Annotated in this window: 32 protein-coding genes and 1 riboswitch; of the genes, 23 read left to right on the plus strand and 9 right to left on the minus strand. The window is 62.7% G+C overall.

The genetic code is table 11. The features are described 5' to 3' along the window. Nucleotides 1-108: 108 nt before the first annotated feature. Nucleotides 109-330 (minus strand): hypothetical protein, encoded by a 222-nt coding sequence (locus tag AC1DSJ_RS06315; protein ID WP_054422317.1) that lies wholly within the window; start codon nt 328-330, stop codon nt 109-111. A gap of 261 nt (nt 331-591) precedes the next feature. Here AC1DSJ_RS06315 and AC1DSJ_RS06320 point away from each other — a divergent pair, with 261 nt between their 5' ends. Continuing rightward, nucleotides 592-1,344: a hypothetical protein gene (locus tag AC1DSJ_RS06320; protein WP_441371130.1), complete on the plus strand. Its 753-nt coding sequence runs from the start codon at nt 592-594 to the stop codon at nt 1,342-1,344. Nucleotides 1,345-1,452: 108 nt separating this feature from the next. Beyond that, the gene (locus AC1DSJ_RS06325) at nt 1,453-2,289 is read left to right on the plus strand and encodes an alpha/beta fold hydrolase (RefSeq protein ID WP_441371131.1); all 837 of its coding nucleotides are present in this window, start codon (nt 1,453-1,455) and stop codon (nt 2,287-2,289) included. Nucleotides 2,290-2,448: 159 nt separating this feature from the next. On the opposite strand, the gene AC1DSJ_RS06330 is transcribed toward AC1DSJ_RS06325, so the two are convergent. After that, nucleotides 2,449-2,838: a hypothetical protein gene (locus tag AC1DSJ_RS06330; RefSeq protein WP_054422314.1), complete on the minus strand. Its 390-nt coding sequence runs from the start codon at nt 2,836-2,838 to the stop codon at nt 2,449-2,451. Between the two features lie 98 nt (nt 2,839-2,936). After that, nucleotides 2,937-3,106, plus strand: a riboswitch (yybP-ykoY riboswitch). Nucleotides 3,107-3,115: 9 nt separating this feature from the next. Here AC1DSJ_RS06330 and mntP point away from each other — a divergent pair. The 4 genes from mntP to AC1DSJ_RS06350 all read left to right on the plus strand — a co-directional run bounded on the left by mntP (nt 3,116) and on the right by AC1DSJ_RS06350 (nt 6,684). Beyond that, on the plus strand, nt 3,116-3,679 hold the full coding sequence (gene mntP / locus AC1DSJ_RS06335; RefSeq protein ID WP_054422313.1) for a manganese efflux pump MntP: 564 nt from the start codon (nt 3,116-3,118) through the stop codon (nt 3,677-3,679). 151 nt (nt 3,680-3,830) lie between these two features. Further along, nucleotides 3,831-4,745, plus strand: a complete 915-nt coding sequence (locus tag AC1DSJ_RS06340; RefSeq protein ID WP_346552694.1) for a PhzF family phenazine biosynthesis protein — start codon at nt 3,831-3,833, stop codon at nt 4,743-4,745. Nucleotides 4,746-5,063: 318 nt separating this feature from the next. Continuing rightward, nucleotides 5,064-5,498: a GNAT family acetyltransferase gene (locus AC1DSJ_RS06345; protein WP_054422311.1), complete on the plus strand. Its 435-nt coding sequence runs from the start codon at nt 5,064-5,066 to the stop codon at nt 5,496-5,498. 166 nt (nt 5,499-5,664) lie between these two features. After that, nucleotides 5,665-6,684, plus strand: coding sequence for a TRAP transporter substrate-binding protein (locus AC1DSJ_RS06350; protein ID WP_175169852.1), 1,020 nt, complete (start codon nt 5,665-5,667; stop codon nt 6,682-6,684). A 4-nt stretch (nt 6,685-6,688) separates the two neighbouring features. Here AC1DSJ_RS06350 and AC1DSJ_RS06355 read toward each other — a convergent pair whose 3' ends face one another. After that, nucleotides 6,689-7,642: a M14 family metallopeptidase gene (locus AC1DSJ_RS06355; protein ID WP_346552697.1), complete on the minus strand. Its 954-nt coding sequence runs from the start codon at nt 7,640-7,642 to the stop codon at nt 6,689-6,691. 10 nt (nt 7,643-7,652) lie between these two features. Then, nucleotides 7,653-8,651, minus strand: a complete 999-nt coding sequence (locus AC1DSJ_RS06360) for a Bug family tripartite tricarboxylate transporter substrate binding protein (protein ID WP_054422308.1) — start codon at nt 8,649-8,651, stop codon at nt 7,653-7,655. A 146-nt stretch (nt 8,652-8,797) separates the two neighbouring features. Here AC1DSJ_RS06360 and AC1DSJ_RS06365 point away from each other — a divergent pair, with 146 nt between their 5' ends. The 3 genes from AC1DSJ_RS06365 to AC1DSJ_RS06375 all read left to right on the plus strand — a co-directional run bounded on the left by AC1DSJ_RS06365 (nt 8,798) and on the right by AC1DSJ_RS06375 (nt 10,921). After that, nucleotides 8,798-9,673: a MurR/RpiR family transcriptional regulator gene (locus AC1DSJ_RS06365; RefSeq protein ID WP_441371132.1), complete on the plus strand. Its 876-nt coding sequence runs from the start codon at nt 8,798-8,800 to the stop codon at nt 9,671-9,673. Nucleotides 9,674-9,845: 172 nt separating this feature from the next. Continuing rightward, nucleotides 9,846-10,100, plus strand: coding sequence for a hypothetical protein (locus AC1DSJ_RS06370; RefSeq protein WP_054422307.1), 255 nt, complete (start codon nt 9,846-9,848; stop codon nt 10,098-10,100). 227 nt (nt 10,101-10,327) lie between these two features. After that, nucleotides 10,328-10,921 carry a BPSL1445 family SYLF domain-containing lipoprotein gene (locus AC1DSJ_RS06375; protein WP_054422306.1) on the plus strand — a complete coding sequence of 198 codons (594 nt, stop codon included), beginning with the start codon at nt 10,328-10,330 and terminating at the stop codon, nt 10,919-10,921. A 72-nt stretch (nt 10,922-10,993) separates the two neighbouring features. On the opposite strand, the gene AC1DSJ_RS06380 is transcribed toward AC1DSJ_RS06375, so the two are convergent. Together AC1DSJ_RS06380 and AC1DSJ_RS06385 are read right to left on the minus strand one after the other, a co-directional pair. After that, a complete protein-coding gene (locus tag AC1DSJ_RS06380; protein ID WP_054422305.1) occupies nt 10,994-11,227 on the minus strand; it encodes a hypothetical protein in 234 nt (77 codons plus the stop codon). Between the two features lie 116 nt (nt 11,228-11,343). Further along, on the minus strand, nt 11,344-11,814 hold the full coding sequence (locus AC1DSJ_RS06385; RefSeq protein WP_006226939.1) for an Lrp/AsnC family transcriptional regulator: 471 nt from the start codon (nt 11,812-11,814) through the stop codon (nt 11,344-11,346). Nucleotides 11,815-11,973: 159 nt separating this feature from the next. Between AC1DSJ_RS06385 and AC1DSJ_RS06390 the strand changes: the two genes are divergently transcribed. From AC1DSJ_RS06390 to AC1DSJ_RS06410, 5 genes are all read left to right on the plus strand, one after another. Further along, the gene (locus AC1DSJ_RS06390; RefSeq protein ID WP_441371133.1) at nt 11,974-12,885 is read left to right on the plus strand and encodes a DMT family transporter; all 912 of its coding nucleotides are present in this window, start codon (nt 11,974-11,976) and stop codon (nt 12,883-12,885) included. 76 nt (nt 12,886-12,961) lie between these two features. Further along, on the plus strand, nt 12,962-13,186 hold the full coding sequence (locus AC1DSJ_RS06395; protein ID WP_175169855.1) for a hypothetical protein: 225 nt from the start codon (nt 12,962-12,964) through the stop codon (nt 13,184-13,186). Between the two features lie 340 nt (nt 13,187-13,526). Further along, a complete protein-coding gene (locus tag AC1DSJ_RS06400; protein WP_006218759.1) occupies nt 13,527-13,739 on the plus strand; it encodes a hypothetical protein in 213 nt (70 codons plus the stop codon). Between the two features lie 148 nt (nt 13,740-13,887). After that, complete coding sequence (locus AC1DSJ_RS06405) at nt 13,888-14,997, plus strand: AGE family epimerase/isomerase (protein WP_441371310.1); 1,110 nt, start codon at nt 13,888-13,890, stop codon at nt 14,995-14,997. Between the two features lie 102 nt (nt 14,998-15,099). Next, nucleotides 15,100-15,315, plus strand: a complete 216-nt coding sequence (locus AC1DSJ_RS06410) for a hypothetical protein (RefSeq protein WP_082386981.1) — start codon at nt 15,100-15,102, stop codon at nt 15,313-15,315. 131 nt (nt 15,316-15,446) lie between these two features. On the opposite strand, the gene AC1DSJ_RS06415 is transcribed toward AC1DSJ_RS06410, so the two are convergent. Then, nucleotides 15,447-16,382: a LysR substrate-binding domain-containing protein gene (locus AC1DSJ_RS06415; protein WP_476760281.1), complete on the minus strand. Its 936-nt coding sequence runs from the start codon at nt 16,380-16,382 to the stop codon at nt 15,447-15,449. Between the two features lie 120 nt (nt 16,383-16,502). Between AC1DSJ_RS06415 and AC1DSJ_RS06420 the strand changes: the two genes are divergently transcribed. From AC1DSJ_RS06420 to AC1DSJ_RS06455, 8 genes are all read left to right on the plus strand, one after another. Further along, the gene (locus tag AC1DSJ_RS06420; protein WP_441371135.1) at nt 16,503-17,495 is read left to right on the plus strand and encodes a Bug family tripartite tricarboxylate transporter substrate binding protein; all 993 of its coding nucleotides are present in this window, start codon (nt 16,503-16,505) and stop codon (nt 17,493-17,495) included. 2 nt (nt 17,496-17,497) lie between these two features. Beyond that, nucleotides 17,498-18,376: an N-formylglutamate amidohydrolase gene (locus AC1DSJ_RS06425; protein ID WP_441371136.1), complete on the plus strand. Its 879-nt coding sequence runs from the start codon at nt 17,498-17,500 to the stop codon at nt 18,374-18,376. A 158-nt stretch (nt 18,377-18,534) separates the two neighbouring features. Beyond that, nucleotides 18,535-18,840, plus strand: coding sequence for a hypothetical protein (locus AC1DSJ_RS06430; protein ID WP_175169856.1), 306 nt, complete (start codon nt 18,535-18,537; stop codon nt 18,838-18,840). A 163-nt stretch (nt 18,841-19,003) separates the two neighbouring features. Beyond that, on the plus strand, nt 19,004-20,035 hold the full coding sequence (locus tag AC1DSJ_RS06435; protein ID WP_054422297.1) for an ABC transporter substrate-binding protein: 1,032 nt from the start codon (nt 19,004-19,006) through the stop codon (nt 20,033-20,035). Further along, on the plus strand, nt 20,022-21,038 hold the full coding sequence (locus AC1DSJ_RS06440) for an ABC transporter permease (RefSeq protein ID WP_342066519.1): 1,017 nt from the start codon (nt 20,022-20,024) through the stop codon (nt 21,036-21,038). The genes AC1DSJ_RS06435 and AC1DSJ_RS06440 overlap by 14 nt, the downstream gene beginning before the upstream one ends. Then, nucleotides 21,032-21,841 (plus strand): ABC transporter ATP-binding protein, encoded by an 810-nt coding sequence (locus tag AC1DSJ_RS06445; RefSeq protein ID WP_342066518.1) that lies wholly within the window; start codon nt 21,032-21,034, stop codon nt 21,839-21,841. The genes AC1DSJ_RS06440 and AC1DSJ_RS06445 overlap by 7 nt, the downstream gene beginning before the upstream one ends. Continuing rightward, the gene (locus tag AC1DSJ_RS06450) at nt 21,835-23,022 is read left to right on the plus strand and encodes a c-type cytochrome (protein ID WP_441371137.1); all 1,188 of its coding nucleotides are present in this window, start codon (nt 21,835-21,837) and stop codon (nt 23,020-23,022) included. The genes AC1DSJ_RS06445 and AC1DSJ_RS06450 overlap by 7 nt, the downstream gene beginning before the upstream one ends. Before the next feature lie 129 nt (nt 23,023-23,151). Further along, nucleotides 23,152-23,685 (plus strand): OsmC family protein, encoded by a 534-nt coding sequence (locus AC1DSJ_RS06455; RefSeq protein WP_054422293.1) that lies wholly within the window; start codon nt 23,152-23,154, stop codon nt 23,683-23,685. An 11-nt stretch (nt 23,686-23,696) separates the two neighbouring features. On the opposite strand, the gene AC1DSJ_RS06460 is transcribed toward AC1DSJ_RS06455, so the two are convergent. Beyond that, complete coding sequence (locus tag AC1DSJ_RS06460) at nt 23,697-24,539, minus strand: LysR family transcriptional regulator (protein WP_054422292.1); 843 nt, start codon at nt 24,537-24,539, stop codon at nt 23,697-23,699. Nucleotides 24,540-24,654: 115 nt separating this feature from the next. Here AC1DSJ_RS06460 and AC1DSJ_RS06465 point away from each other — a divergent pair, with 115 nt between their 5' ends. Then, a complete protein-coding gene (locus AC1DSJ_RS06465; protein WP_175169858.1) occupies nt 24,655-25,638 on the plus strand; it encodes a bile acid:sodium symporter family protein in 984 nt (327 codons plus the stop codon). Here the strand turns inward: AC1DSJ_RS06465 and AC1DSJ_RS06470 are convergent. Then, the gene (locus AC1DSJ_RS06470; RefSeq protein WP_441371138.1) at nt 25,590-25,808 is read right to left on the minus strand and encodes a hypothetical protein; all 219 of its coding nucleotides are present in this window, start codon (nt 25,806-25,808) and stop codon (nt 25,590-25,592) included. The two genes, AC1DSJ_RS06465 and AC1DSJ_RS06470, sit on opposite strands and share 49 nt — an antisense overlap. Nucleotides 25,809-25,813 lie beyond the last annotated feature (5 nt).

The raw sequence follows: 25,813 nt of genomic DNA on the forward strand, positions 1-25,813 counted from the left end.
AGGTTGGACGGGTGGCCAACTTTTGGGGTGCAGTTCAAACTCGGGGGCGTTTTGTATGCCTGCACGTGCAACGTGGGCGATGGCCCCGGACGTGTCCAATGATGCGGTTCACTCGCTGATGTGATTGACCTTGATGGAGTTCGGGTCAATGCCACCCAGGCGGAGTCGTGCATCGATGTCTTCGTCTTGACCCGCCGATGCGGCAATGTCAGGAAGATCCAGCTTGTTGGCCAGTTCCCGCTTGGCCTGAAGCGTGCTGGACGCATCGCCGTCAAGCAGTGCAACACCGTCGGAACCATCGGTCTTTTTGAAGCTGATCTGGGTTTTCATCTCGCCTCCTGTTGTGCGGGTGATCCGCAGATAAACCGTAGCACATCGATGAAAGCCGGCGGGGAGGGTGCAATTAAGCCTTAGGTCTTAGCCCTTAGTGCTGGTCCGATTCAACGCCAATCGCTAGCAGCCGTTCTTCTTCTCGCCCATTGCGGCGCTGGTGGACCGGTAAGGTATATTCTTCGCGGATCATGTTGGGAGCAGGCAAGTCGGCCCCCGGTGTGTCAGCCCACGAACCTATCCACCACACCAAGGAATACCGTGTCGAAGCCACTTGCGGCGGGTCGCTTTTTTGCTGAGGCGTTCGGTGTCATCCGGCAGCAAGGCCGACGCATGGTGGCCGCTGCGCCATGGTCGTTCGGCCTCTTTGTGTTGAGCTTGCCGTTTGCCTTGCTGGTGTCACGGTCGTTCGGGTCAATTCAATACGCGTTTCTTGTGCTGGCGCTGGTCAACATGATCGCGTTGGCGCGCATGACCTTTGCCTGGCACCGCGTGATTGTGTTGGGCGATGCCGTGGATACGGGGGGCGGAGGCAACGCCGAGGCAAAGCATCTGGCGTTACTGATGCTGTTCATCATTGTGGCGGCGGCAGTGCTGCGAGCGACGGCCGACATGCCGATCATGATTTATTTTGCGATGGGCGGGGTGGGCGACACCCGCTTCTTCGTCACGCTGTTCGCCATTCTGGCGGTGCTGTGGGTGCCGATGCTGTATGCGGGCTCGGTATACGCGCTGAGCCTTCCGCGCGCCGCGGTGGCGGGCGAGTATGGCTTCCGGGAAGCGCGCGCGGCGATGCCGTTCAAGCGTTGGCCGCTGGCCGCCGCGTTGTTCGCGCTGATCCTGTCAGCGGGCCTGGCCAAAGTCATGATGCTCAATGTGGCGAACCGCTTGAAGGTATCGGACATTGCGTATGGTGTGTTGTTTCTGGCATGCACCATCATCATGACCCTCGTCGTGACCGCGATGTGCGCCGTTGCGTATCGGGAATCTGCACGTGGCGTGAAGGCGGCGTAGCGGTTCTGTTCATTCGCCACGTTTGTCGTCGTCCGCGTGCGATTGCTGCGCCGGATTGTCTGCGCGAAGGGTATATTTTCGACTTCGCCATTCCTTTCACCTTGCCCCATGAACACGCTTCGTCATCAGATTCCATCTGGCCGTGCGATGTTGGCGGCCGAGACTGCCGGTAGCGGAGACCCCGTCGTTTTTCTGCATGCCGCCATTTGTGATCGCCGCATGTGGCAGGCGCAGATGCGCGCGCTCAGTTCGAGCAACAAGGTGATTGCTTATGATCGGCGCGGTTTTGGGCAGACGCATAGCGCGCCGGAAGATCATTCCGCCGTGGCGGACCTGATGGCGGTGATGGATGCCTTGGCGGATGGCAAGCCTGTGATTCTGGTGGGTTGCTCGCAAGGCGGGCGCGTCGCGCTCGACGCCGCGCTGCTGCACTCGGATCGTGTGCGCGGGCTGGTGTTGATTGCGCCGACGGTGCCGGGCGCGCCTGACTTGGCCCAACCCGCCGCCATTCAAGAGGCGATGGCTACGTTGAAGCAAGCCGAATCCGCTCGCGATCTGGATCGCGTGAACGCGTTGAAGGCGCGTCTGTTCCTGGATGGTCCGCTGGAACCCGAGGGGCGAGTCGAAGGCGCTGCGCGCCAGCTTTTTCTTGAGATGCACGCGGGCGTACTGCGGTCGCCACCGACCGGGCCGAGCGTCGACCACTTGCCGACGTATCAACGTTTGAATGAGATCCGGGCGCCGTCCCTGGTGATGTGGGGACGCAGTGACTTTCCCAACATTCAGGCGCGCAGCCAGCGGGTGGCGTCGATGCTGGCGAACGGCAGTGGCCATGAGCTCACGGACACCGCCCATTTGCCGAGCCTGGACCGGCCGGACGAAGTGACGGATTTGCTCGTCACGTTCATCCGGCGTAGGGCTGGCAACGTTGCGGGCGCAGCGTAGCCGCTGCGCTGCACATCAACGCTGGGTAACAGGGCTGCGCATCAAGCCTTCGCATCAACGCCGGGTATCTGAGCTGCGCATCAAGCCATCGCATCAACGCCGGGTATCTGAGCTGCGCATCAAGCCTTCGCATCAACGCAGCGTTTCACTGCTCGACGATCAACGCTTCCGGCCCGGTCGTTTAGGTGCTGGCGTCAGCGGGTCGCCCACATGCGTGGCGAGCCAGTGTTCGATCTTGTCGTCGCGCCGGGCGGCCCAATCCTTGCCCAGTTCCAGCACCAGCATGTTGCGCGTGTCGCCGTAATCCTGGCCGGGTTCCTTTTGGAACATTTCCTTCCAGATCTCTGAGGCAACCAGATCCGTCGTGAGCAGCACGCCGATGCCTTTGGCGTCGATCCACAAGGGCGCAGCACGTTCGTCGACGTGCTTCTTCAGGTTTTCAAGCAGCTTTTGGGCGAGTGAGGCGTTGTCTTTCGATGCCGCGATCAGGACCAGATATTGACGGTGGTCGATGGCGGGTTCGTCGGAGTCGCCAAAAGGGTTTTCCATGGTGCATTCCTTCCGGGTAAGTCTGCTTCGGGCCGCGAGGGCGGCGCCGTGGTACAGGGTACTCGACCCGCGCGCTGGCAAGCGCGTTTTGGTACACTTCGCCCATCTTTGGGGAGTAGCCTGCTGTCAGCCGCGCTGACAGGGTTTGCGTCAACATTCTTGACCTTTCGGTCATGGCGCAACGGCCGATTCGGCTTGGCGAGACCACGGACTATTCCATAGCTTTGTCCGGGCGATATGGAAAGTCTGTGTGTATCGCCCGGACGGAGCCACCCCCGTGAACCCCCTTTCCACCCTTATCCTGGCTTTTGCCATGTCGACCGACGCGTTTGCCGCTGCGGTCGGCAAGGGCGCAGCGCTGCACAAGCCGCGCCTGTCTGAAGCCCTGCGCACCGGTGTCATCTTTGGCGTCATCGAAGCGATTACACCGGTGATCGGCTGGGCGCTCGGTTCCGTCGCGGCGACGTTCGTTGCCGATTGGGACCACTGGATTGCGTTCTGTATGCTCTGCGTGCTCGGTGCGATGATGATCCGCAACGGCTACAAGGACGATCCCGAAGAGGCCGCGCCGGTTGTGCGCCATTCGTTCTGGCTGCTGGCGGCCACAGGCTTTGCCACCAGCATCGATGCGATGGCGGTGGGCGTCAGCCTGGCCTTCATCGAAAACAACATCTGGATCACGGCGGCGGCGATTGGTCTTGCGACCATGCTGATGGTGACGATCGGTGTGATGGTCGGCCGCTTGGTTGGCAGCGTGGCGGGCAAACGTGCAGAGATATTGGGCGGCATTGCGCTGATCGGTATCGGGGCCACGATCCTGTACGAGCATCTGTCGGCTTGATGCGGGTGACGTGACGGCAAGGCGCCCGCAAGCGCCTTGCTGGGTCAGCCCGGCGGGCTGTTATGGGAAAAGTCCTTCCGTTCTGTGTCTGTTGGCTGCGCCATGGTGTCCGCATACTCGTCTCATTCAACCAGAAAGAGAGACGCTTCTTATGCGCTACCGTTATGTCACCGCCGATGTGTTCACCAGCCAGACCTATTGCGGCAACCCCTTGGCAGTTGTGCTGGATGCCCAAGGTCTGGATACCGCGCAGATGCAACGCATTGCCCGTGAATTCAATTACTCGGAAACCAGCTTCGTGTTGCCGCCGAAAGACCCGGCGCACACGGCCTGGGTGCGGATCTTCACCCCGGATCGCGAAGTGCCGTTTGCGGGGCATCCCAACGTTGGCACTGCTGTGGTGCTGGCGCGCGAAATGATCACCGCTGGCCATCCGGCCCCGGACGCCTTTGTGTTTGAAGAGGCCGCAGGCCTGGTGCGGATTGCACTGAAGTCGGGCGCCAAGGGCGTCGACAGCGTCGAGCTGCTTGCGCCCCAACCGTTGTCGCGCGCAAGCGAGGTGTCGGCGGCGGCGTTGGCGCGGGCGCTGAAGCTGGAGGCGTCTGACATTGATACGTCAGAGCACGCGCCGCAAGTGGTGTCGGTGGGGCTGATATTCCTGGTTGCGCAACTGGCCAGCCGCGATGCCTTGCGCCGCGCGTCGCCAGATTCGCAGGGCTATGCGGCGCTGCTGCCGTTGGACGGGGCAAAGTCCATCTACGTCTACACGACGGACACGGCCTCGGATACGGTGGATGCGCCCACCGACATTCAGGCGCGCATGTTCACCGGCCGCATGACGGAAGACCCGGCAACGGGCAGCGCAACCGCGGCGGTGACGGCGTTGCGCGCGGCGTTGCGTGGCGAAGGCATGCTGCGGCTGCGCGTGGGCCAGGGCGTGGACATGGGCCGCGCCAGCTTGTTGCTGGCTCACGCCGAACCGCGCGCCGATGGCGTGTGGGCGGGTGTGGCGGGGCAAGCCGTTGTGGTCATGGAAGGAACCTTGCCGGCGCCGTCTTTGACCTGATTTCCATCTTGCCGGCACGGTCTTTGACCTGATCGCATTCTTGCCGGCGGCGCGGGCCCTCGTGTATGCTTGCCCGCATGAACGAACTGCAATCCGCACCGAAATTCGCGCCGGCATGCCGCGCGGACAACCGACGAGTCACTCGACGTCTACGTTGAGTGGCAAGTCACGTTCAGGCGCTGAAACTTCGGCGCTTCCTCTTGAAGGCCACGATACCCCTCGTGGCCTTTTTGTTTTCACGTCCGTTGGCGCTTCATCCTTCGGCGGCTATTGAGGGGAATCTTCCGGCCTTCGTTTTCCTACGTTAAGGAACGAAGCATGACCCAACAAGCACTGGCCGTCCGGCCCTACCATCCCTCAGACGAGGCCGCCCTCATTCAGTTGTGGCGCGACTGCGGCCTGACTCGCCCGTGGAACGACCCGGTGAAGGATGTCGCGCGCAAGCTCACGGTGCAGCCCGATTTGTTTCTGGTGGGCGAGGCGGATGGCATCATCGTGGGCACGCTGATGGGCGGCTACGACGGCCATCGGGGATGGATCAATTATCTGGCCGTGTCGCCCGCACACCAGCGGCGCGGCTACGCGACGGTGCTGATGCGTGCCGTCGAACGAAAGCTGCTTGAGATGGGCTGCCCGAAGATCAATTTGCTGATCCGCTCGGGCAATGCCGCCGTGCAGGGCTTCTACGAAAGCCTGGGCTTCTCGCAGGACGAGGTGATCAGCCTGGGCAAGCGCTTGATCCCCGATCTTTGATTGCCATGCGGGCGTCGGATGCAGGTGATTCCGTCCGACACTCTTGCATGAGATCGCGGCTTGGTCCTACAAACGGGCTTGCCGTCTGGTGAGGCCGTTTGATCCTGAGCACACTCCGTTGAATTGACCTGGGCAGGGGTCCGGGAATGACACGGGGTTGATGATCATGCGGGGTTCGATTCAAGGCTGGCGCTGGGGCGCTTTCATCCTGCTGGCGCTTGCCGGGATGTCAGTGCAGGCGGATACCGTCCGGCTCAAGATGTCTCACTTTCTTGGGGCCAACAGTTTTTTCCAAGTGGACCTGGTGGAGCCCTGGGCGCGCGAGCTGGAACGCAAGACGGGTGGCAAGGTGCAGGTAGAGGTGCTGAACGCCAGTTCGCCGTTGGGTAACGTGCGCAAGCAGGCCAGTCAGGTGCAAAGCGGGGAAGTGGATATTGCGCTTGGGTTGCGCGGCGCTGAAGGCGACCGCTTTCCACGCAGCGCCATCGTCGAATTGCCGTTCGTGGTGGCGGACGCGGGCAGCGGTTCCAAGGCGCTGTGGCGGCTGTATCAAGAGGGCGTGCTTGCCGAGGAATACCAGGGCTTCAAAGTGCTGGCGCTATTTGTGCACAACCCGGGGCTGGTTCACACCAAGGCCACGCTTGTGACTGAGCCTGCCGACTTGAAGGGCTTGCGCCTGCGTGCGCCCAACGCCACGGTCGCAATGATGCTTGAGCACGTGGGCGCCGTTCCGAAGTTGCTGCAACCCGACGAGATCATTCCCGCGCTACGCGCCCATCAATTGGACGGCATCGTCACGAACTGGGGCACGCCCATTGCGGGCTTCAACGACGAAATGACGCGGCATACGGCGGTGCCGTTCTATGCCTCTGCCTTCTTCATTGTGATGAAGCAGTCGCGCTTTGACGCGTTGCCTGCGGATGTGAGGCAAGCGATCGACAGCCTGTCTGGCGATGGGCTGGTGGCGCGTTTCGGGCCGCTATGGAATCAATGGGACCAGCCCTTTCACGATGGCGCACAGGCGCCGGGCAAAGTGATTTTGCGTCCGGACGCAGCGTTGCTTCAACGGTGGAAGGTGGCGCTGCATCCGGTGTCGGATGCGTATGTCAGCCGGCTCCAGGCCCAGGGCTTTGCGAACGCACGAGAAGTGTACGAACGCTTGCTGGCGGAACCGGCTGGACGCTGACGGCTTAGATAGCCACGGTCAGGTAGACGGCTTCGCGGCCCACGATCGGCATGCGCGTGGGCATGAAGATCGTGCAGTTGTCGCACGGCGAACGAATTTCTTCGGTGCCGTTCATGGCGATCAGCTCGTCTTTGTTGAAAGTTTCGAAACCGATGACAGGGCGCGTGAAGCGGAAGTCTTCGGACTTCACCATGTGCACTTCCAGCAGGCGGTAGCGCTGCGGAGCGGGCGGCGGTACGGCATCGGCGGGCGTGTCGATCAGGCCCGTGTGAGCCAGGAAGCGCAGGGTGACGTCGGTGGCAAGGTCGGCCGCAGACTTCGCGAAGTGCTGGCCGCATTCCACCACCAGCGCGCCGCCGCTGTCGGAGTCGGGATCACCGTGGTGACCGTAGCCCATGACGCCCGTGCCAGGGAACTTGTGCTGTGGCATGACCAGGTGCACCAGCGGTGCGCCGACGGCTGCGGCAAGCGCTGTGTTGCGGTCCATCTCGTTATAGACCCAGAAGGGCTGCACCGGCGCACGGGTAGAGTGAATGTCCAGCACGAAATCGGCGGCGTCCAGCACCGGGCGCAATTCACGCGCGCGACGCAGCTCGGGGCTGTCTTCGGCCCCGTCCAGCATGGCGGCGGACCAGATGCGGTTCAGGTTGTGAACCAGTTGGCGGTTTTCATAAGGCTGGTTGATGTCGAAGGCCTCGTAGGCTTCAACGTGCGCAAAGCTGACAGTCAGTGTGCCGATCTTCGGCCGCACGCCCGTGTCCAGCAGGTGCGTGGCGGCGACCATGCCACAGATCTCATTGCCATGCGTGATGGCGTTGATCAGCACGTGGGGGCCTGGCACGCCGGACTCGAAGCGGTGCACGTACGGAATGCCGGTGTTGCCTTCGCGGTAGGCGGAGAGGTCGCGCGGCAAGACTTCAAGCGGCGCGGTGTCGGGTTCAAAAGCAGGGTTTTGCATGGGATGGGGCCTATTCTGGGCGGATGCCGGCGCGGTCGATCAGGTCTTTATACAAGGCCAACCGTTCGGACATCATGGAGGTGAACTGTTGCGGGGTCTGGTCTTCGGGGGGCAGGGCGCCAGCCTTTTCCAACGCTTGCGGCATGCCGTCCTGGCGGGCCACCGAGCGCACGGCGGCCAGCAGTTTTTGGATGATGTCGTCGGGTGTGCCGGCGGGCGCGGCCAGGCCAATCCACGACATGGAGTTCAGCACCGGATAGCCCAGTTCTGCGAAGGTGGGCACATCGGGCAGCGCGTCCAGGCGTTTGGGTGCAGCCACCGCCAGTGCCCGCATCTTGCCTACCTGGATATGCGGCAGGAACGGCGCCAGGTTGTCCAGCGCAAATTGCGCCTGGTTGGACAGCAGGGCATTGATCAGCGGCGCGCCGCCGCGGTACGGCACGTGCATGGCCTGCACCTGCACGGTGTTTTTCATCAGCTCGGCGTTGAGCTGCCCCATGCTGCCGATGCCGGCGGTGGCAAAGTGCAGTTCGTCGGGGCGCGCTTTCAGCAAGGCGACGAATTCCGCGAACGTCTTGGCTGGAACGTCGATGTTGGTGACCAGCACATTGGGCGTGCGGGACAACTGCGAAATCGATGTGAAGTCTTTGATCGGGTCGTAGCCCAAATCGTTGCGCATCAGCGGGTTGGCCAGGTGCGAGCTTTGCGACGACGCAACCAGCGTGTAGCCGTCGGGTTTGGCGCGGGCGACGCGTTGGCTGCCGATGGCGCCGCCTGCGCCGTCGCGGTTTTCAATGATGATGGTGGTGCCCAGCGCCTTGCCCAATGCCTCGGCGTAGATGCGGCCGATCAGGTCCACCGAACCGCCGGCAGGAAACGGCACAACCAGCGTAATGGGACGCGATGGGTAGGCATTGGCGCGCGCGGCCAGGGGCAGCAGGGCGGCGCCCAGGCCGGCAAGGACGAGGCTACGGCGAGCCAGCGAGGGCGCCGCGATGGGGTGCTTCATGAAACTCTCTTGTGATGGCAATCTGTTTGGACTATCTTGCAATGCGCATTGCAGAATGAAATATAAGATGCAATGAATTTTGTGGAATTTAGGGTTATCACCTAGGTTCGCCTTTTGTCCTGTTGCAGCGCTATGTTGCCGCCACCATGAATCTGAACCAACGCATCGCCAGCTACGGCAAGAAACTCAGCAAGACGGAGTGCCTGCTGGTCGAGGAAATGCAGGCCCGCTATCCGCAAAGCCTGCTGGAATCCGCCACGGCATTGGCCAAGCGGGTGGGCACGAGTGCGTCAACGGTGGTGCGCTTGCTGGCCAAGCTGGGGTATGACAGCTATCCGCAGGCGCAGATGGAGGCGCGCTCTGAAGTCACGGCACGTCTGGCCTCGCCGGGCGAACGCGCGGATGCGGTGGGCGCAGACAACTTGTCGGCCAGGGCCTGCCTGCACAACGCATTGCTGCATGACCAGCACAATCTGCAAGAGACGTTCGCATCGATTGACGTAGCGGCGTTTGAGGCGGCGGTGCGTGTGTTGACCCAGCGCAAGGCGCGCGTCCACGTCCTGGGTCTGCGGCAAGCGGCGCCGCTGGCGAGCCACGCGGCGCTATACCTGAACCTGTGCTTGCCGGCCGTGCGGCACATGGGGGGCGCAAGCCCGATGTTTTTGGAAGACGAGTTGCTTTGGGTGGACGACAACGATGTATTGTTGGCGTTCACGTTCAGGCGCTATTCAATCGCCACTGCCAACGCGGTGAAGGTGTTCCGCGAGCGGGGCGGCAAGGTGCTGTTGGTGACCGATGCGCCGTCGGCGCCAGCCGCTGCGTCGGCGCATCATGTGTTGATCGCGCGATGTTCCAGCGCGTCGCCGTTTGATTCCTACACCGCGGCGTTTTCGGTCTGCAACGCGCTGCTTGCTGCGGTTGCCCAGCGACGCAAAAAAGAACTGGGTGCGGCGCTGGAAAGAGGCGAAGGCTTGTGGGAGTCGAAGTGGATTCGGCCGATGGGAGATGCGCAGGGTTTTTGACCGCGATTGAAAAATCGGCCAAAAGTGCCTGAATTCAGGCCGATTTTGATGTCTGCAAGATGCATGTGTACTAGACGAGTTAGTGCCTGATTACCCGCTAAAAGCATTGCTTTTCAAGCGGTTTTTTTTTTGGCATATTGCGCCCGGATACTCAGATTTCAGGAGCGCAAGCATGAACGCGTGCCCGCAACGCCATATCGATGGATTTCAAGTGGGATGCGAAATCGTCAGCTTGGATGCTGGCGTGTTGGCCATCGTCGTCACGGTGAGCCGTACGGGCAATGGCGATTTTCAACAACGCTGGTCCTTGCCCAGATTCGTGACGTTTGCAGATGCTGCCGTCGCCCGGCGCCATGCCGACCTGGTCTTGTCTGGCATCGTCTCCGTAGACGCTGCAACGGGCGAGCCGCGGTACGGCATTCTGTAGCTACGCCATGATTGGCGCCCGAGGCTGGCCCAGGTAATTGCCCTACCAAATGTTGCTGAGCCGCCACCGCTGTTTTTCCCCCCTCAGGCGCATGGGTTCTGGAGATGGCTCACTTTAATGGGGGCGACATCAGGTAGGTTTTGTTTCGTTTATCACATTCGTGTGCCATGCGCGGTAGAGTTTGGCCGGTACATTGGTACCGGATGACAACAATAAAGGAGAGTTCCATGTTTGATACTTTTCCTGTCCTGCGTCGTGTTGGTCTAGCGGCAGCGACTATCGGTGTGGCAGGCCTGCTGTTTGCGGGTTGCACCACCACCAGCCCCAAGTCCACCGCAACAGCGACTGACAAGCGCGAGTCAATGAACAGCGCTGCGAACGCGACCCTCTCCAAGCTCTACGAAGCATCGCCGCAATCCAAGGAATTGGTGGCGCGCGCCAAGGGCGTCCTGGTCTTTCCTGACGTGTTGAGCGGCAGCTTCATTGTGGGCGCTGAACACGGCAATGGCGTCTTGCGGGTGGGCGGCTCCAATGCCGGCTACTACAGCACGACGGCGGGTTCGATTGGCTTCCAGGCTGGCGCGCAATCCAAGGCCATGGTGCTGTTGTTCATGACGGATGATTCCCTGAACAAGTTCCGCAACAGCAGCGGCTGGACCGTGGGCGCGGATGCGACAGTGGCTGTCGTGAATATCGGCGCCAATGGCCGCATCGACACCAACACGGCGCAGCAGCCGGTGGTCGGTTTCGTGATGAACAACGGTGGCCTGATGGCGGGCGTGTCGTTGGCCGGTACCAAGATTTCGAAGTTGAACTGGTAATCGGTTAATCGGTCACCCCCAAGCAAAACGCCGCGGAGAGTTTTCCGCGGCGTTTTTTTGTGGGTGGCTGGTTTAGCCGAGCAGGGTATCGCCGTTATTGCGGACGGCGCTTTCGCGTTGCATTTCGGCTTCTTCGATGTTCGGGTCCAGGCCGCGCCAACGCACGATGTGGCCGCGGTCTTGCTCGGGTTCCCAACCCAGCATGCCGTAGCGCGTGATTTCAGTTTCGCCTGTGTCGAATTCCACTTCAAAGTAGCCCTGACGATCGGGTAGCGTGCCACCGGGGAACCATTCTGTTTCGGGCATGGTTTGCTCCTTGCTAAGCGATGGGAGGGACGCCGGCGCGCAAGTGCGCACCGACGGATTCATTGTGCGGGCGCGGCCGTGATCCCGCAAGTTTCTGAAAGCGTCGCGCGGTATCTTCAGGCGAGCGGAACGGCGGTGGTGTAGAGCACCTGCTTGAGCGCAAAGCTTGAGCGGATACTGGCCACGCCCGGGATACGCGTGATGTGTTCGACGATCAAGCGTTCCAGCGCATCGACATCCGGCACCAGCGCGCGGATCAGATAGTCGGCATCGCCCGACATCAAATAGCACTCCATGATTTCGGGCAGGACGGCAATTTCGCGTTCGAAGACATCCAGTGCGGCCTTGCGCTGCTTGTCCAGCGAGATCTGGATGAACACGTTGACCTTCAGGCCCAGCTTGCGCGCATTCAGCAAGGTGACGCGGCGATCAATCAGCCCTTCGGTTTCCAGCCGGCGCACGCGCGCCAGGCATGGCGAGGCCGACAAATTGACCCTCGCGGCGAGCTCGACATTGGTCAGACGCGCATCGCGCTGCAGTTCGTTAAGAATTCGGATGTCAGTGGCATCCAGGTTGATTTCCGGCATAAGTCACCTAAGGGCTTTGAATAGACAGTGCATTCGTGCTGTGCGTGCAGTGTATCGAAGTGAATTGAGGTGAAATATGCTGGGGTTTACCCTATAGACTATTCCTTCCTTTGGCTAATCGGCCAAAGCGCAGAATAATCCAGCAGTCACCGAGCAGTAATGAGTCAGCAAAGCACGTTGCGCAAGTTCTTGCCCCTGGTGGGCGCGGTCATGATCTGGGGCGGCAATTGGCCCGTCATGAAGCTTGGGCTGGCGCACATGAGTCCGCTCTGGCTGGCCGCCAGCCGGTTCGGGTCTGCTGCCTTGATCAGTGTGCTGGTGCTGGGCGTGTTGGGCCGCTTGCGTCTGCCCAGCCGCCAGGAATGGCCATTGGTGGCGGGGGTGGCGCTGCTGCAGATGGGCGCGTTCACCGCGTTGGCGCTGTGGGCCTTGCAATATGTGGCGCCGGGCCGCGCGTCGGTGATTGCCTATGCGACGTCGATATGGGTGATTCCGCTGTCGGCGCTGATTCTGAAAGAACGGTTGTCGGCCGGGCAATGGCTGGCCACCGCGTTGAGCTATGCGGGTATTGGCGTGATCGTTGCACCTGCCTTCAGCCCGTGGCAGGCGCACACGGTGATCGGTTTGGTCATGCTGTTGGGCGCGTCATTCGCCTGGGCGTGCAACATCATCCAGTTGCGTGGCAATCGTCATGTGCGATTGGGGGCAGACATGATTCCGTGGCAGACGGCAATTGCAACGGTGCCGCTGGCGGCGCTGGCCTGCATGCGCGACGGGGCGCCCACGTTCCTGACGGTGCCGGACGCCTGGCCCATCATCTTGTACACGGGGCCGCTTGCCACCGCGTTGACGTTCATCGTGGTACTGGGCATGACGCAAAAGATGCCGCCGGTCGCAACGTCCATCGCGATGCTGTGCGTGCCGGTGATCGGGCTCATTGTGTCGTCAGTGGTTTTCCATGAACGCATTTCGGCTGATCTGGCGTTGGGTCTCTCGTTGATCGGTGTGAGCGTGGTGCTGTCTGCTGTGGCCTCGCGCTTCAAGCGGCCGCTGGTGCTGCGTCCGTCGTAGCGGGCCCATGCGCGGATGGGCGGATAGGGACTTGCCTCGTCGTGCTATCGTTTCGCAATTGAAGAGAGAGTCACGCATGGCATTGCATCGTTTCCAGAAGGGCGAACTGGGTCATTGGCTTCGGGCGGTTGCCGACCAAGACGAACCGGGCGCCGCACCCGCTGAAGTGCCTGCCGAGGTTTCGCAGGCGCTTGTGACGCTGCGCTGCATTGTGGCCAGCGCCGATGGCCATTGGCAGATCACTGAAAAGGGCAAGCTCGCCCTGCGCATGGAAGAACCGGGCGCCATTCACGTGCGCTAAGCGATCACAGGGCCAGCATTCGCTGGCCTATCGTCACCATCGCTGCGGTCCCCGATATCCCACTTGGCTCGCTGCGTCTTGCATCAAGACGTGCCGGTTTGCTGCATATCTTGCGAATATTTTCGCTGTATGTCGCGTATTTGCGGGTAAATCTTGCGCAGTACGGGAATCTCCTGAGACGGAATGTGGCAATTGGCATCCTCCGGACGTATCGCGCACATCGGGTCGCCAGTAAGATGAACTTGCGTGACGCTTTCAGGTCTATTTGTTTACGCGGGAATTTGATCCCGCCACGTCACGCGTGGTTCACGCGTTTAGGTAACCGACTGGGAGGTAGCACATGCAGCATCGTGACCAGGAAGTTCTGATCGACGTTTCCACAGCGGCCATGGATACCGGCGGATATGGCGTTTTGCTGACGGTAACGGCCGAGGGCGGCACCGAAGTGGATGCCGCGTTTTCCCACTTGGGCAACTGCGCTTCCTTGGACGAAGCACGTGATCGCGCGGAAATATTCGCGCAGAACTGGGTCGAGGAAAACATCTTCCGATAGGGCGTACTTCCCTTGACGGAGCTGATCGGTTGAACCGGTCTGTGTGTGCATGACGCTTCGGAGAATACTCAAAAATTTGCGACGAAAATTTCGGTTATCGTTGCTGCTCCAAAACCTGGGGCCCTTTTTGGGTATGCGTCGTTCCAAGATGACTGCCGCACAGACCAATCTCTCTCTGACGGAGCATATCCGCGCGTTGCGCGAGCATTACGCCTCTGTCATCCTGCCCATGTGGATGGGGCAGGGCTTCAATAGCGCACTCGGTCTCCCATTTGAATCGCTGGATGGCGCAAGCGGCGAGCCCTTGCCGCCCGCGCGTTATCGCGCGATGGCCTGCGCGCGTCAGCTGTATGTGTTTGCGCAAGCGCCGGGCGCGGCCGCGGGTCAGCATGCGGATCGCCTGTTCGAATCGTTGCGCCGTGTGTTCCGTAGCGAACACGGGGGCTGGCGCTACAGCGTGGACGTCCAAGCGCTTCCGCTCGATGACACCCAGGATCTTTATACGCACGCGTTCATCGTGCTGGCCTGCGCTGCGTACTTTCAGCGTAGCCGCAACGCCGATGCGCGCAAGCTCATGCTGGCAACGGCCTCGACGATCGAGTCGCGCTTCAAGACGCAGGATGGGCTTTACCATGCTGCGCTCAGCCCCGATTTGACCCAGCCGCTGCGCCCGCCTGCGCAGAATCCCATGATGCATTTGACCGAAGCGTATCTGGCTGCCGCTCAAGTTGCGGAGCCGGCGTTGTTTGCTCAGCATCTGCGCAGCCTGGCGCAAGGCATGAGCCAGTTCTTCGTGCATGCCCCCACGCAGTGCATTTCGGAAGCGTTGCAAGGCACTGCCGATAACCGGCTGGAGCCAGGACATCAATTCGAGTGGTTGTCATTGGTGCAAGGCGCCGCCCAGGTTTTCGAAGGGCTGGATCTGGTTGAAACCTTGCCGCGCGCCATGCAATGGTCGCGCCTTCATGGCGTGGATGTGGGCGGGCCGGGCGTGTTGGCGTCGTTGGATGAGTCGGGGGCGGTGGTGGATGACACCCGCCGTATCTGGGCCCAAACGGAGTACTTGCGCGCGCTGGCCGTGGTGGGCGATCTGCCTGAGTTGGCGTCTGGCTTGGCGGCTTTCCGGGCCAATTTCCTGCACCCCGGCGGCTGGTACGAGTGCCTGGACGGCACCGGCGCGGTAGTGCGCAGCGATATGCCGTCGACCTCGCCTTACCATTTGGCGACCTGCCTAGCGGCGTTACCAATCGTTGTTTAATTGCCGTATTAACAATTATTGTTGTTTGATTGACATAAATTGATAGAAAAATATTGGTGAAATCCCTTACAATTTGGCAACACTGTTTGTGGGGAAGCATCAATGAGCGTTATGTGCTTGGCTTGCCAACGCATTAACCCGGGACTTTCGGGCGTGGCCCCGCATTCGCACCTGGGACATCAAGGTTTCACCAATCCGACCCAAAAAGGGCGGGAAGAAAGCCGTGAAGACCACTTTCGGTGCCTAAGTTGCGGGGCAAAGTGGTTGCGCGAGACCGATAAGTGGGGCGTGGATCTCGGATTCAAGCTCGCACCCTGATCGCTTTAGGGCGGTTTTCGGTCGCTTTCCGTCGCATTACAAGCGGGCCTCTGAAAAGAGGCCCGTTTCATTTGGAATTATGTGGCCGTCAAAACCAGAAACTGAAAGTTTCTTAATATGACGATACATTGCTATTCGGCTTGACCCGCCGCCACAACGTCAGGGTCCGCGCTGGCCGTTTGCAGCAGCCATTGGCGAAAGCAGGCCAGCGCGTAGTGGTCTCGCCGCTGCGTGGGTGCGCACAGGTGGTAGCCGCGGCTCAGCCGAATCGGCAGATCGGGGAACGGGGCGGCGACACGGCCGGCCTGAAGCTCATCGCGCACCAGGCAGCGTTGCAGGACGGCGATGCCCATATCGGCCATCACCGCCCGAATCAGGATGGACACCTGATCGAACCCATTGGACAAGGTCACGGCATCCCGCGGCACGCCCGCCGCGGTGAACCACTGCGCCCAATTGCCCATGCCATTCGTGTGATACAGCAGCGGCTCGCCCAGCAAACCGTGGGGCGTGCTCCACAGCCCTTGCGCCTGACGCAGGGCCAGACGATCGGGGTGGCAGATCACGACCATCTCGCGGCCGATCACGTAGTCGGCATCCCAGCCCGGCCATTGCTCCGGCGTGCCAGACAGAATGCTGGCGTCGGGCGTTGCGCCTGAGAAGTCCTCGTTGCGGCGGTAGGCCGCAAAACTCAGCTGAATGTCTGGATGGCGCCGATGAAAATCGGGCAGATGAGGCACGAGCCAGGCGCTGGCCAGCGTGGGCACCGTGGACAAGGTCAGGCGCAGCCGGCGGTCGTCGGCGCGCAATTCGGTGCTGAGCGTTTCGATGGCCTGCAAGGGCGCTTGCGCGCCGTCGTATAGCCGTTGGCCCATCTCGGTCAGGGTCAGCCCGTGCGCGTTTCGATGCATCAACGGCTGGCCGAAATGCGCTTCCAGGCGGGCGATGGCGCGGCTGATCGCGCCCTGCGTGACGCACAGCGTCTGCGCGGCTTGCGTAAAGCTGCCCAAGCGCGCCGCCGTGATGAAGGCATGCAGCTCGGACATGGAGGGCGAATGCAGCCGCATCGAGCATGACCTTTGGTAATGAAGGCGTGCAATATAGTCGTTTGAAAGCAGATCGTAAAGTTCGGACACTGGCGGCCGTGTTCGCAGACCCGCGAACGACCTCACCTTCGGAGTTGCTCCATGTCTCGCCGCCTGTTTGGCCGGTCCGCGCGTTGCGCGCTTGCCGGCATGTTCGCCACGTTGTCCTTTGCCGGCATCGCGCATGCCGCCGGTTATCCCGAGCGCCCCATCAAGCTGGTGGTGCCGTTTGCCGCGGGCGGATCGACCGATATCGTTGCCCGCCTGGTGGCGGAATACGCCGGCCGCGACTTGAAGCAGACCATCGTGGTCGAGAACAAGGCGGGCGCAGGCGGCTCCATGGGCATGGAGCAGGTGGCGCGGTCGACCCCCGACGGCTACACGATCGGCATGGCCACGATGAGCACGCACGGCTCGAACCCGGCCGTGTACCGCAAGATGAATTACGACCCCGTCAAAGATTTCGCGCCCGTGGCGAATGTGCTGGCCGTGCCCAGCGTGTTTGCCATCAACCCGAATCTGCCCGCCAAGAACATGGCCGAATTCGTGGCGCTGTCCAAGAGCGCACCCGCCGACCGCTACAGCTTCGCGTCGCCCGGTATCGGTTCGCTGGGACACGTGAACATTGAGAACTTCATGATGCTGTCGGGCATCAAGCTGCTGCATGTGCCGTATCGCGGCGCAGGCCCGGCATTGAATGATGTGATGGGCGGCCAGGTGGATGCGATCACCGACAACCTGTCGTCGACCTTGCCGCAAGTGCTGGGCGGCAAGCTGCGCGCGCTGGCTGTGTTGGGCGCCGAACGTTCGCCGTTGCTGCCGGATGTGCCCACCTACATCGAGCTGGGTTATCCCGACATGGGCACGGGCGGCTGGTTCGGTCTGGTGGCCCCAGCTGGCACGCCGACTGCTGTCATCGACCGCTTGAACCAAGCCGTGCGCGCCGCGATGCAAGACCCGGAATTCCGCAAGAAGGCCGAGGACGTGGGTGGTACGCTGATGCCCACGACGCCCCAAGAATTCCAGGTCCAGATCGAACAGGCCCTGGCCCGTTACGCCAAGGTGGCCAAGGCCGCCAACATTCAGGCTGATTGACGATGACACACGCCGATTTCAACGCGGTATCCGTGCATGAACCCGAAGGACCCGCCTTGCCGCTGGTCTGTGATTCGCCGCACAGCGGCGAACGCTATCCCGATGATTTCGGGGCAGCCGCGACGCAGGCGCAACTGCGCCAAGGCGAAGACACGCACGTGGACGCGTTGTGGTCGGCGGCCCCCGCGCTGGGCGCGACGCTGATTGCGGCGAACTTTCCGCGTGTCTACATCGACCCCAACCGCACGTTGCAGGATCTGGACCCGGAGTTGTTGGCCGAGCCCTGGCCCCACCCCCTGGACCCGGGCGAGAAGACGCGTCTGGGCAAGGGGCTGATCTGGCGCCGGATGGACAAGGCCACGCCCATTTACGACCGCAAGCTGAGCCTGGCCGAAGTGCGCCATCGCATTCAGGCTTATTACGAGCCTTATCACGCGGCCTTGTCGCAAGCGATCAGCCGTGTCGAACAGCGCTTTGGCGCGGTCTGGCACTTGAATCTGCATTCCATGCCGAACGACGCCTACGAGCGTCTGGGCCGGCACAGCGAACATCCGCTTGCCGACCTCGTCTTGGGTGATCGTGATGGCACCACGTGCGAGCCAGAGTTCATCGCACTGATCGAAAAAGCCCTGCGTGACCTGGGCTACACGGTGGCGCGCAATGATCCCTACAAAGGCGTGCAACTGATCGCGCAGATCGGCCAGCCCGCACTGAACCGGCACAGCCTGCAAGTGGAGATTCGCCGCCCCTTGTACATGGACGAGGCGACGCGTGAACGCAACGCGGGCTTCGAAATTCTGCGCGGGCATTTGTCGACGGTGCTGGAACAGGTGGCGGGCTATGTGCGTGTGCGCATGGAGGCGGTTACGTCGACAAAATAAATTCGTTTGTATGTGCGTTGCGCGCGCCGCACACGACTAAGCCGGGGTTGATTCACATCAACCCCGGCTTTTTGTTGGGCGCTTAAGTTTTCTACCGGACGGCCGTTGTCGCTAACAATGAGCTGCGCCGTTTTTGGCCGCAGCGATTGGGGACCGCAATGCTAGAGAAGACGATCAACGGATTTTCAGTGGTGGCGTACGCGACGCAGCCCGAAGGGCGCACGCCCGCTCGCGCGTTTCTGGAGACGAGGCGCCTGCCGCCCAAGGTGAAGCCGGGCGAGGCTGTCGAGCAGGAAGACGCCGATGCCGCAGCGGTTGAGGACAAGCCCGAAGGCCAGCCCTTCGAGATCTTTGTCAGCCGGCGTTTTCGCAGCGCGATCGAAGCGATGTCGGCCGCGCGCAACGCGTTGGACCGTGTGAAAAGCGTGGATGAAGAGGGCGTGCCGGACCATTTGCCCGAATAAGCACAAGCAACACCCACGCGGGATTCCGCTAGCCTGAGGCGCGCTGCGCGGCCATCAGGCCCATATTGTTATCCCCACTTTGTATTTGTCGAACGCCTGAGCACAGGCTGATGATGCCGCATGGCAATCATCGCCATTCACAGTCTGCTCATAAGGAAGGTTGATGAATACGAACGTCCATTCCAGCGCGAATTCGTCGCGTGGAGTTTCACGCCGCGCGCTGTTGCGTGCGGCCGGCATTGCGGGATTGGCCGCGCCGCTTGGCATGCTGGGTTCACGCGTGCTAGCGGCCGATGCGTCGCCCCGAACGTTCAAAATTGCCTGGAGCCAAACGGCAGTCTGCCAGTCGCCGGTGTCGGTGGCGCTGGAACGCGGCTTCTTCGAAAAGTACAACCTGAAGGTCGAACGCATCAATTTCAGCGGGTCCACCGATCAACTGCTGGAAGCGATTGCCACGGGCCATGCCGACGGCGGCATCGGCATGGCGCTTCGCTGGCTTAAACCGCTGGAGCAAGGCTTTGACGTGAAGCTGGCGGTGGGCACGCACGGGGGGTGCATGCGTTTGCTGACGGCTGAAGACTCGCCCATCAAGAGCGTCAACGACCTGAAGGGCCGCCGCGTGGCCGTGTCCGATCAGGCCAGCCCCGTGAAGAATTTCTTTGCGATCCGCGTGGCGCAGTTGGGCATTGACCCGGAATCCGTGGACTGGCGCCAGTACCCGCAAGACCTGTTCGGCGAGGTGCTGCGCAAGGGTGAAGTGGACGCCATCGCGGGCGATGACCCCTTGATCTACACGCTGCGCGAAGACAACAAGCTGCGCGAAATTGCGACCAACATCGAAGGCGACTACGAGAACCGCACCTGCTGCGTGTTGGGGCTGCGCGGCGACCTCGTGCGCAAGGACCCCGAGTCGGCCGCGGCCATCACGCGTGCGGTGATTGATGCACAGCGCTGGACGGCATCAAACCCGGATGAAACCGCGCGCATCTTCGCGCCCTATGTGCCGGGCAAGGTGCCCGCCGAACGCGTGGCCGCCATCTTGCGCAGCCATAGTCACGGCCACGCATCGACCGGCGCGGCGCTGCGCGAGGAAATCGTGGGCTACGCCAAAGACTTGAAAACCATCAAAGTCCTGAGCGCCAACCTGGACATCAACAAGTACGCACAAGTGGTGGTGCCCAATGTCCTCGGCTGACGCGTCGTTGCCCGTGCGCGGGGCGGCGCTGGCCGCCGCGCCGGGGTGGAGGCTGTGGAAGACCGGCGTTGCCGCCGCCGCGTTGTGGGCGGGCGTGGGAGCGGTGACGCTGGCATGGCCGAATGTGGAAGTGGGCTTTTCGTCATGGGGCTACACGCGCGAATTTGGCGTGGCGGCACTGGTGCTGGCGGTGCTGCTGTTGGTGTTGGCGGCGTCCGGCGCAGAACAGCCGCGCGCCGTGCAGGCGGTGCGGCGCGCAGGGCCGTGGCTGCTGGCGCTGGCCATTGCCGTAGGCGCGTGGGAAATCGCCACGGCAAAACTGGCGTGGCTGCCAAGCCCGTTCTTTGCACCCCCGCAGTCGCTGATTGAGGTCTACGTGACCGACTACAAGCGGCTTGCAGACAGCCTGCTGAATTCGCTGTGGCTGCTGGCCAATGGCTTTCTGCTGGGCGCGGCAGCCGGGTTTTTAACGGGTGTGGCCATCGGCTGGTCGCGCGGGCTGGGCTATTGGGTGCATCCCGTGCTGCGCTTTCTGGGTCCGGTGCCGTCTACCGCCTTGCTGCCGATGGCGTTCTTCTTCTTTCCCTCCAGCTGGTCGGCCGCTGTGTTTCTGATCGCGCTGGCGACGTGGTTTCCGGTGACTGTGCTGACGTGGTCGGGCGTGGCGGGCGTGAACCGCGCTTACTACGACGTGGCGCGCACCATGGGGGCGAACGAATGGTTCCTGGTGCTGCGCGTGGCCATTCCCGCCGCGTTGCCGCAAGTCTTCGTGGGCTTGTTCATGGGGCTGGGCGCCTCGTTCTCGGTGCTGGTTGCGGCCGAAATGATGGGCGTGAAATCGGGCTTGGGCTGGTACTTGTCGTGGGCGCAGGGCTGGGCGTCGTACGCAAATATGTATGGCGCGCTCATCGTGATGGCGCTGGTGTTTTCCGGTTTGATCACCTTGCTGTTCCTGGGACGCGACCGTCTTCTGGCCTGGCAGAAAGGAGTCGTGAAATGGTGAGCGCAGCGGTGACGGCGGCAAAGACGATGAACCCGCACGCGGTTTCGCGCGGCGCGGCGTTGGCCGTGCAGGGCGTGAATCATCACTTCGATCTGGAAGGCGCGGCGTTGCCGGTGCTGGACAACATCGACCTGGAGGTCAAGCCCGGTGAATTCGTGGCCTTGCTGGGCCCCAGCGGCTGCGGCAAGTCGACGTTGCTGCGGCTGGTGGCTGGGCTGGAGCCGCCGGCGCAAGGCGGCTTGCTGGCTGACGGTGCGCCGATTGATGGGCCATCGCCGTCGCGCATCGTGGTCTTTCAAGACCCGACGCTGTACCCCTGGCGCACCGTGTGGAACAACGTGGCGCTGGGCTTGCAGGCGCGCGGTTTGTTGAAAGCCGAACGTCACCGGGTAGACGACGCGTTGCAGCGCGTGGGCTTGGCGGACTTCAGCCAGGCGTATCCGCATCAGTTGTCGGGCGGCATGGCGCAGCGTGCGGCGTTGGCGCGCGCCTTGGTGAATGATCCGCGCATCCTGATTATGGACGAGCCGTTGGGCAAGCTGGATTCGCTGACGCGCATCGCCATGCAATCTGAATTGGTCGAGCTTTGGCAGCGTACGGGCTTTACGGCCTTGCTGGTGACGCACGATGTGGAAGAGGCGCTGTTCATGGCGTCGCGCATTATTGTGCTGAGCGAACGGCCCGCGCGGATCAAGGACGAGATCATCAACGATCTGCCATATCCCAGGCACCGTGGCGACCCGCGTTTGGCGGAACTGCGCCATCGCGCGCTGGCCTTGTTGGGGCTGGATGCAACGTGGTGAGGCTGCTGGGGCTGGCGGTGGCGGCGCTGGCGTTATTGACGCTTGCCGCCGCCGTGGTGATCTGGCGGCAACCGCCTTCTGCGTTAGCCATTTCGCACTGGCCGTTCGCGTGGCGCTACGACCCGGACCTGCCCGTCAGCCCCCATACGTGGCGGCAGCTGTGGCTGGCGTTGGCGCAGAGTGGCGTGGCGCTGGTGTTGCTGGTGTGGGCGTTGTTTGTCCGACGCTGGCGGGTGGGTTTGCTGGTGGCCGCTGCGGTGTTGGCCGCAAGCGCGCATTGGCCGCGTCCGCAAATGCTGCTGACCGAGGCGCATCGCACGTCGTATCAGCGTTCACCCTTGGCATTTTCGGAGGCCAACGTGTTGCAGGGCGGGCGGCTATACCAGGCGCATTGCGCTGGGTGCCATGGCGTGGCGGCAGACGGCCGGGGGCCGCGCGCGGCCAGCCAGCCTGTGTGGCCCAGCGTGCTGGGCGCGGCGCTGTTTGATAACCGGCTGGAAGGTGACTTGCACTGGCGGGTGGCGCAGGGCGACGCGAGTGCGTCGATGCATGGTTTTCACGCGGTGTTGCATGACGACGAGATTTGGCAGGTGCTGGACTACCTGCGCTTGCAAGCGTACGGCGCAAGTGGCGGCGTGGGCATGCCGGCCATCCCCGCACCCGTCGTGCCGCTGACATGCCGTGACGGACGCGCGCAAGATCTACGCGGACTGCGCGGCTTGCCGCTGCGCGTGGTGGCAGTGGCGCCCGGCGCGCCGGAAGAACCCCAAGACCCGCGTGTGCTGACGGTGGCATTGACGCGGGGGTCGGCGAGTGACGTCAACGCTGATTGCGTCGCGTCTGGCGCGGGGGCGTGGGACGCCTATGCGTTGGCCGCTGGTTTGAGCGCAGATGCGCTGGCTGCTGGCGCCAACGTAGATACGCAGGCTGCTGGGGCCAACGTGGATGCGCTGGCTGCTGGGGCCAACGTGGATGCGCTGGCCGGCGCGCAGTTCATGGTGGACCGGCGCGGTTGGCTGCGCGCGCGCCGCTTGCCAGGCGCGGCGCCCGCCTGGACCAGCGCCGACAACGTCTGCGGCCCGGGCGGCCGGATGGAGGGTGCGTCCGCCCGAGGCCTGGGCGATCTATTGCGCGCGATGGACGACACGCCCATCGCCTTGCCTGACCGGCGGCTGCCTTAAAGGGCACCACGATTGGGCGCCACAAGTTGGCGCCACAAGTTGGCACCACAAGTTGGCACCACGAGTTTGCGTCACGAGTTTGCGCCACGATTTCTCTGCACTTTTCTCACTACAAGCGAGGGTTGCACGATGAGTACGTTGAACGAATACCTGGGTCAGAAACGCGCGGCCGTACTGGTGCGCAATGGGCGCGATCCCCAAACCGTGGAGCCCGTGAAGCTACGCGCCCACGTCAGCGCGGAAGGGCGCAGCGGCGTGCGGCGCATCCGCATTCGCGATCATCAGGTGGTCAGTGACAGCCCTGCCGATTTCGCGGGCTACGACTTGGGGCCGAGCTCGCCGGAGCTGTTGCTGGGGTCGTTGGGCAGTTGCCTGACGCATATCTTTCTGATCAAGGCGGCCGAGCTTGAACTGCCGCTGGAGTCATTGGAAGTGGAGATCGAGGGCGATCTGGACCCCCGTGGCGGCAAGCCGGGGTTCGAGAAGGTGCCGTTCTTTCCGCACAATATCCGCTACACCGCGCACATCGTGTCGCCGGCGGATGACGCCGCAGTGCGCGCCGTGCATGAAGCGGTGGAGCAGTGGTGCCCGATTTTGAACCTGTTGAAGCAGCCGCAGCCGCTGGAAGGCAGCGTGCGGCATACGCGCCCCGCGGCGCAATAGGCGAGGGCGGTTCAGGTCAGCGTGCTGCGCATCAGAATCTCGGTCAGGGCGCGCGTGGGCTTGTTGGGCGCGGGGGCCGAGATGACGATGAATTCCACTTGCGGCAGCGCGGGCAGTTGGGCGCTGGCGGCGGGTGCGGCCAGCCCCGCCGTGGATAAGTGCGACGGCTGCACCGTGATGCCCAGCCCCGCGCGGGCGGCCGCCTGGCAGCCCGCGTAGCTGGTGCTGGTACACACGATCTGCCAACTGCGGCCGGCGCGTGCCAGCGCATCCAGCGTCAGCGTGCGCGTCACGCTGGGTTCACGCAGCAGGATCAGCGGCAGCGGCTCATCCGGCGCAATGCGCAGGCCGTCCTTGGCGCGCCATAGCAGCGCTTCCTTATGCAGCGTCTGGCCCCGGCGATCGCCGCGGCGGCGTTTGCCAATCATCACGTCCAGCCCATCGTCGTCCAGCAGCTTGTAGAGCTCACTGGTGACGCCGATGGTCAGGTCCAGCTCGACTTCGGGATGCGCCAGCCGGAACGCCGCCAATACATCAGGCAGCGGCCCCATGGCCAAGTCATCAGAGGTGCCCAGGCGAACCCGGCCGCGCAACCGGGGCGCATCGAACAGGCGTTCGGCGCGCTCATGCGCATCCAGGATGATGTCGGCGTGCACCAGCAGGCTGCGGCCGTCGCTGGTCAGCGTCAGCGAATGCGTGTCGCGCAGGAACAGCCGGCGGTTGACGGCCTGCTCCAGCTGCCGGATGTGTTCGCTGACGGTGGGCTGGGTCAGGCCCAGGCGCCGCGCGGCCTCGGTGAAACTGGGCGCGGCGGCGGCGGCCTGGAAGGTCTTGAGCCACAAAGGGTTGAGCATGGCGGCGTTGCCTGGTCATTGGATATTTCGATGACAGTTAAAGTAATCAGTGGCCTTCACGATGGCAAGAGGCACGCCTATAGTTCGCGGTAACTTTTCTGGAATCGCCTTTGCCATGCGCCGCTTTTTGCCCGACCAATTCACCCTGATCCTGATCGCCACCGTGGCCTTCGCCAGCTTTTTCCCGGCCGTGGGCAAGGGGGCGTCGTTCATGATGGTGGCCAGCAACGTCGCCATTTCGCTGCTGTTCTTTCTGCACGGCGCGCGCCTGTCCACCGACGCCATCGTGGCGGGCGTGAAGGATGTGCGCTTGCACGCGCTGATTCTGGCTTGCACCTTTTTGTTGTTTCCGGCCTTGGGGCTGGGCCTGCGGGCGCTGTTTCCGGGGCTGCTGACGCCGTCGCTGTGGCTGGGCGTGCTGTTCGTGTGCACCTTGTCGTCGACGGTGCAGTCGTCCATTGCGTTCACGTCGATGGCGCGCGGCAACGTGCCGGGCGCGATCTGCGCGGCGACCGCGTCGAACCTGTTGGGTACCGTGCTGACGCCGTTGCTGGTGGCGGTGCTGCTGCATCGCCAGGGGGGCGGCCATGGGCTGGCCGACGCGGGCCGCATTCTGTTGCAGCTGCTGTTGCCGTTCGCGGTGGGCAGCTTGTTGCGGCCGTGGATTGGCGCGTGGGCGCAACGCAATAGCCGGACCCTGTCCAAGGTGGATCGCAGTTCGATTCTGCTGGCGGTTTACACGGCCTTCAGTGAAGCCGTGGCGCAGGGCATCTGGCACGCGTTTCCGGCAATTGATCTGGCCACGATGGTGCTGGTGAACGCCTTGCTGCTGGGCTCGGTGCTGCTGATCACCACCTGGGGCAGCCGCAAGCTGGGGCTGTCCAAGGAAAACGAGATCACGCTGGTGTTCTGCGGATCGAAGAAGTCATTGGCGTCCGGCATTCCGCTGGCGACGGTGCTGTTTGGCACGTCGCAGATGGGCGTGGTGGTGTTGCCGCTGATGATCTTTCACCAGATGCAGCTGATGGTGTGCGCGGTGCTGGCGCGCCGTTATGCGGAACGCCAGCAGCCGGAGCAGGTGGCGGTGGCGAGCGCGTAGAGGATGTTGCCCGGGCTTGCCGGATCGGCGGGGTCCGTCCGGTCGATCAGGGCCAAACCGGCCTGGGCCGGGGCGGTCAGGGCCAAGCCGGTCAGGGCCGGGTCGGTCAGGGCCAAGCCGGCCAGGGCCGGGGTGGTCAGAGCGAAGCCGGCCAGGGTCGGGGTGGCCACAGGGC

This window comes from Achromobacter sp. 01N37 (genome assembly GCF_056399725.1).